The sequence below is a fragment of the Streptomyces sp. NPDC019890 genome (assembly GCF_044903445.1).
In the GTDB taxonomy this organism is placed as follows: domain Bacteria; phylum Actinomycetota; class Actinomycetes; order Streptomycetales; family Streptomycetaceae; genus Streptomyces.
The window spans coordinates 1-5,563 of the sequence record NZ_JBJDQK010000044.1 but is presented as its reverse complement, the minus strand read 5'-3'; the positions used below and the strand labels follow the sequence as shown (position 1 = coordinate 5,563).

Annotated in this window: 5 protein-coding genes; 3 read left to right on the top strand and 2 right to left on the bottom strand. The window is 70.4% G+C overall.

The genetic code is table 11. The features are described from left to right. On the top strand, positions 1-1,010 hold a 1,010-nt coding region (locus tag ACI2LP_RS33715; RefSeq protein ID WP_404728347.1), incomplete at its 5' end, for an NADH:flavin oxidoreductase. 262 nt (positions 1,011-1,272) lie between these two features. Here ACI2LP_RS33715 and ACI2LP_RS33710 read toward each other — a convergent pair. Both ACI2LP_RS33710 and ACI2LP_RS33705 read right to left on the bottom strand, forming a co-directional pair. After that, positions 1,273-1,419 carry a hypothetical protein gene (locus ACI2LP_RS33710; RefSeq protein WP_404728346.1) on the bottom strand — a complete coding sequence of 49 codons (147 nt, stop codon included), beginning with the start codon at positions 1,417-1,419 and terminating at the stop codon, positions 1,273-1,275. A 151-nt stretch (positions 1,420-1,570) separates the two neighbouring features. Continuing rightward, positions 1,571-3,751: an MMPL family transporter gene (locus tag ACI2LP_RS33705; protein WP_404728345.1), complete on the bottom strand. Its 2,181-nt coding sequence runs from the start codon at positions 3,749-3,751 to the stop codon at positions 1,571-1,573. Positions 3,752-4,036: 285 nt separating this feature from the next. Between ACI2LP_RS33705 and ACI2LP_RS33700 the strand changes: the two genes are divergently transcribed. Both ACI2LP_RS33700 and ACI2LP_RS33695 read left to right on the top strand, forming a co-directional pair. Next, on the top strand, positions 4,037-5,251 hold the full coding sequence (locus ACI2LP_RS33700; protein ID WP_404728344.1) for a sensor histidine kinase: 1,215 nt from the start codon (positions 4,037-4,039) through the stop codon (positions 5,249-5,251). Next, a partial coding sequence (locus ACI2LP_RS33695; RefSeq protein ID WP_404728343.1) for a response regulator transcription factor occupies positions 5,248-5,563 on the top strand: 316 nt, incomplete at its 3' end. The genes ACI2LP_RS33700 and ACI2LP_RS33695, both read left to right, overlap by 4 nt.

Sequence of the window (5,563 nt, the reverse complement as noted above, 5' to 3'; positions counted from 1 at the left end):
CCCCGGGGGGCGTCCCGGGTGATGACGTGCTGTCGTACTACGCCCGTCGCGCCGCCGCGGGTGTGGGCCTGATCGTCACCGAGGGGACCTACGTCGGCCACGAGTCGGCCGGGCAGAGTGACCGTGTGCCGCGGTTCCACGGTGAGGAGCAGCTGGCGGGGTGGGCGAAGGTCGCCGAGGCCGTTCACGCGGCGGGCGGCGCGATCGTGCCGCAGCTGTGGCACATCGGCATGGTGCGCAAGCAGGGCGACCCGCCTTACGCCGACGCCCCCGCCGTCGGCCCCTCCGGCATCCGCGTCGACGGTACCGAGGGCGCCGGCAAAGCGATGACCCGGCGCGATCTGGACGACGTCATCGGCGCCTTCGCCGAGGCCGCCGCGGCCGCCGAGCGCATAGGCTTCGACGGCGTCGAACTGCACGGCGCCCACGGCTACCTCGTCGACCAGTTCCTGTGGGCGGGGACGAACCGCCGCACCGACGCCTACGGCGGCGACGCTGTGGCCCGTACGAAGTTCGCGGCCGATATCGTGGCCGCGGTCCGCGAGAGCGTCTCGCCAGAATTCCCGGTGATCTTCCGCTACTCGCAGTGGAAGCAGGAGGCCTACGACGCGAGGCTCGCCGAGACCCCGGAGGAGCTGGAGGCGATCCTGACCCCGCTCGCCGCGGCCGGCGTCGACGCCTTTCACGCCTCCACCCGCCGCTACTGGCTCCCGGAGTTCGAGGGCTCGGACCTGAACCTGGCGGGCTGGACCAAGAAGCTCACCGGCAGGCCCACCATCACCGTCGGCTCGGTCGGCCTCGACGGCGACTTCATCCGCGGCTTCATGGGCGAGGGCGCCCCGGTCCAGGGCATCGACAACCTCCTCGACCGCCTGGAGCGCGACGAGTTCGACCTGGTCGCCGTCGGCCGCGCCCTGCTCCAGGACCCGGACTGGGCGGCGAAGGTCCTGGCGGACCGGTTCGCCGAGCTGAAGCCGTACGACGCTGCGGCGCTGAAGACGCTGAGCTAGGGACGAGAAGGCCGCCTTCCCCCACAGCTCAACAACACTCTGCAGCTGTAGCCGGTGGAAAGGGCGCAGCGGCCACGGCGCTGCGCCGCAGGGGAAAGAGCGGCTGCCGGGGCCGCTGCTGTGGCCGTCGTAGCGGTCTGCACTTCGGCGTCCGAGTCGGTATGGCGCGAGCGGCGGGCGCTTGACACTCAGGTGTCGAGGTCGTCTCCTCGGCGCTCGCCCATGAGCTGGACGAAGGCGCGTACGAGCCGGGCCAGGGCGGTCATGCTTGACCGGCACGCCCGGGCTCGGCAGTGCGGCGCAGGTGGGCGCGGGCCGTTCCGCGTGGCGCCCGCGCCCGCACCGTGATCCGGTCACCGCCGTCGGCCACGTCCCCGATGACCAGCGGCGATATCCCCGAAAACACCATGCTCACAAGCTCGTTGACATCCAGGACGCACGGTCAACGACATCAGCCGCGCTCTCCGTCACCACCGGAAGTGAGCCGGGGGGCAACCGAACGGTGCAACGGGGAGTCTCGCCGACGGGTTGTCGTGGAAGGGACACACGGGACTGTCACATCAGCTGCTCCCGGGTGTGTTGGTGAGCACCGGGGCAGGCTCATGTGGGGCGTCAGCGCTCTCCACGCGGATGCTGGGCAGCCGACGACCGAGCCAATGGGGCAACCACCAATTCGCCTGCCCCAGCAGCGCCATGGCGGCAGGCACGATCACCATCCGCACGATCGTCGCATCGAGCATGATCGCGGTTGCCAGGCCCAGGCCCATCATCTTGGTGAGCGGTGAGGGATTGGCGACGAAGCCCAAAAACACCACCGTCATGATCAGTGCGGCTGAGGTGATCACACGGCCTGTGGCCGCCATGCCGCGCGCCACCGACTCGGCGGTGTCGCCCGTGGCGTCGTACTCCTCACGGACACGTGAGAGCAGGAACACCTCGTAGTCCATGGACAGGCCGAAGAGGACCGCGAAGAAGATCGTCGGCAAGGGCGAGACGATCGGGAATGTGTTCTCCAGGCCGAACAGGTCCTTGAGCCAGCCCCACTGGAACACCGCGACCACGACGCCGTAGGCCCCGCCGATTGACAACAGGTTCACCATGGCGGCCTTCAGCGGCACTACGACGGAGCGGAACACCAGCATCAGCAGCAGGAAGGACGCCGCCAGGATTGCGCTGATGAAGACCGGGAGGGTGTCGGCCAGCTGCTGGGTGAGGTCCTCGGTCATGGCGGTCAGGCCGGACACGGCGACGTTGTCGGGGACGAGGTCGCGGACGCGCTGGAGGGTCTCGGAGGTTTCGGCGTCGGCGGGGGCGGTGGTGGGCAACATGGGCAGCACCACGGTGTCGCCTGCGGGCGATGTCCGGGGCTCGCCGACCATGGCGATGCCGGGGTCGGCGGCGATGCGCTGGGACAGCTCGGGGATGGCCCGGGCGTCCACACCGGGGCTGCGCAGATCGGCGACGATCAGCAGCGGGGCGTTGAAGCCCGGGCCGAAGCCCTCCGCCAGCAGGTCGTAGGCGCGACGGTGGGTGGTGGTGGTCGAGTCGTTGCCCGCGTCGGGGAAACCCGTCTCCATGCGCAGCGCTGGAGCGGCCAGCGCGAGGAGCGCCACCGTGGCAACGATCAGGTACGGCCATGGCCGCCCCGACACGCGGTGGGCAAAGCGCCACCACGCCGTGTCCTCAGCCCGCGTCGCACGGCCGGCCCGCTTCACACGACGCCTGCGGCCCACGAGGCGTCCGTTGTCGATGCGCTCGCCCAGGAGCGAGAGCAGCGCCGGCAACAGCGTAAGAGCGGTCGCCACCGCGAAGAGCACAACCAGCGAGGTGCTCAGGCCGATCGAGGCCAGGAAGCCCACACCGGTGAGCGCGAGGGCGGCCATCGCGACCACGACGGTGCCACCGGCGAACAGGACGGCTGCGCCCGACGATCCCATGGCGTTCGCCAGCGCGTTGGGGTTGTCCTGCCCGGCGGCACGGTTCTCGCGGTAGCGGGCCACGATGAACAGGGCGTAATCGATACCCACACCCAGCCCGATCATGGCACCGATCGTCGGCGCCGCGGTGGAGACGTCAATGGTGTTGGCCAGCAGCACAATGCCGCTCAGGCCCGCGGCGACGGCCACCAGAGCGAGGGCGATCGGGACCAGTGCGGCCACGATGGTGCCGAACGCGACGACCAGCACGACCAACGCAGCCAGCAGGCCGCCTGCCTCCGTACCCGTCGTCTCCGTCTCGGCGTTGATGAAGATGGCATCACCGCCCAGCTCGGCGGCGACGCCGTCCGCGCGTGCAGGTTCGATCGCGTCGGCCAAGGCCTCGAGTTGCTCGGGATCCACGTCCATCGCGGGCACGTCGAAGGTCAGCTCGGCGAAACCGATACGCCCGTCGGACGACACGGTGCCGGCAGTGAAGGGATCGGTCACCGTGGCGACGTGCTCGACGTCGGTGATCCGGGCGACGGCTGCGTCGATGGCTGGCTGGTGGCGCTCGAGGCGCTCCCCTTCGGGCGCGGCGAACACCGCCATGGCGCTGCCGCCGGACGCTTCGGGGAAGCGCTTCTTGAGAAGCTCCATCGCCTTTTCACTCTGACTGCCGGGAGCGACGAGGTCGTCGACGAAGGAACCTCCGACCATGCCGGCCAGGGGCAGCACAAGGAGGAGGGCTGCCGCCCATGCGGTGATCGTGACCCATGGTCGGCGGGCACTCGCTGCGCCGATGCGACGGGTGAATCGGTTCATGGTTGCGTGCTCCTGTGAGATGGCTGCCACCCGTGCGTCTGCAGCGCATGGAGGGCAGGAGTGGTGAGCGGTCCCATCGTCGGTGCCGGCACCGGTGCTGTCCCCCGCCGCCGGAGGGGTTCGACGCTCCGGCGCGGAGCGGGGCGAACCAGGCGGCGCCTCCCCCTGGCGGCGGAGGCCGGTGTCCGCCTGCAGGTGGGTGACGGTGCCTCCGACCTGGAATTACGATGGCTCGCCTGGTGCAGCTGATGACTACGCCGGGGCACCGACGCCTTTCCGGGAGCGATGATGAACCGCACAGCGCTGCCTTCCGAGACGCTGGGCCGCAGCGTGCCGGGCAGGTTCCGCGGCCCGTTCGTCCGCTGGCCGCGGGTCGCGGACGCCGTCCTCGCGATCGCCGTGTTCTTGGCCGCGGTGTTCCTGGAGGACGGACCGGGCGATGCGGTCGCGGTCCGCTCGATCACCGACGTTCCCGTCCCTGCCCTGCTGCTGTTCGCGGTGGCCGCCGCGGCGCTCTACTGGCGCCGGCGTCGCCCCGTCGAGGTCCTGGGTGTCGCCTTGGTCGCGTGGACCCTGACGCTGGGAAGCGGCTACTCCGACCTGGGCGGGTTCGCGATCATCGCGCTGTACAGCACGGGGCGGTACGCCGCAGACGGCTGGCGGGGCCGTGTCGGCGTCGTGGTGGCCGTCGTCGTGGTGATCGTCGACGGCCTCCTCGACCCCGTCCCCTGGGGGGAGATCGGCTTCGGAGCCCTGGTGATGTTCGGGGCCTGGTACGTCGGTCGACGTTTGCGACTTCGCGCCGAGCGGGCGGCGCAGCTCCGCCATGAGCAGGCCGCCGAGGCACGGCGGATCGTCGCCGAGGAGCGCACCCACATCGCTCGTGAACTGCACGACGTGGTCGCCCACAGGGTGAGCATGATGACGGTGCAGGCGGGTGCGGCCCGGATGGTGGCCGCCGACGATCCTCAGGCTGCCGTGGAAGCGATGGCAGCGGTGGAAGAAGCCGGGCGCCAGGCGCTGGACGAGTTGCGACATCTGCTGGGAGTGCTGCGGCCGGAGGCGGAGCGCGACGGGCTGGGGCCCCAGCCCGGCCTGGCCGATCTTCCCCGGCTCGTGGAGCAGGTCCGGGAGGCCGGTCTGGACGTCTCCATCACCGACGGTATCCGCACTCCCCTTCCGGCCCGCGTGGAACTGTCGGCGTACCGCATCGTCCAAGAGGCACTGACCAACGTGATCAAGCACAGCGGACCGCGCACACACACCGAGGTGCACCTGCGCGGCGACAAGGGCGGCATCACCGTCGAGGTGCTCGACGACGGCCGCGGTGCCGCCGTCCAGTCCATGTCGGGCGCCTCGCGCGGAAAAGCGGCAGGCCACGGGATCGTCGGCATGCGGGAGAGAGCACTCCTGCTGGGCGGCAGCCTCGAAGCGGGGCCGGGTCCCGGTGGTGGATTCCGGGTGGCTGCCCATCTGCCCACCGGAGAGGAGCCCGCGTGAGCATCCGTGTCGTCGTCGTCGACGACCAGGCGCTGGTCCGCAGAGGCTTCGCGATGATTCTGCGGATCCACGACGACATCGAGGTCGTGGCCGAGGCCGGGACCGGGCGCGAGGCGATCGAGGCAGCGCGCCTGCATCGTCCGGACGTGATCCTTATGGACATCCGCATGCCCGAGATGGACGGCCTCGAGGCGACCTCCCGGATTCTGGAGGAGGCGGACTGGGTCGTTCGGGTGCTGATCCTGACCACGTTCGACCCGGACGAGTACGTCTACGAGGCACTGCGCGCCGGCGCCAGCGCCTTCGTGCTCA

What these genes read in the sequence shown, in the direction of transcription:
- ACI2LP_RS33710 (WP_404728346.1), bottom strand. Translation starts at nt 1,419, where the DNA reads ATGGTGTTTTCGGGGATATCGCCGCTGGTCATCGGGGACGTGGCCGAC.
- ACI2LP_RS33700 (WP_404728344.1), top strand. Translation starts at nt 4,037, where the DNA reads ATGATGAACCGCACAGCGCTGCCTTCCGAGACGCTGGGCCGCAGCGTG.
- ACI2LP_RS33705 (WP_404728345.1), bottom strand. Translation starts at nt 3,751, where the DNA reads ATGAACCGATTCACCCGTCGCATCGGCGCAGCGAGTGCCCGCCGACCA.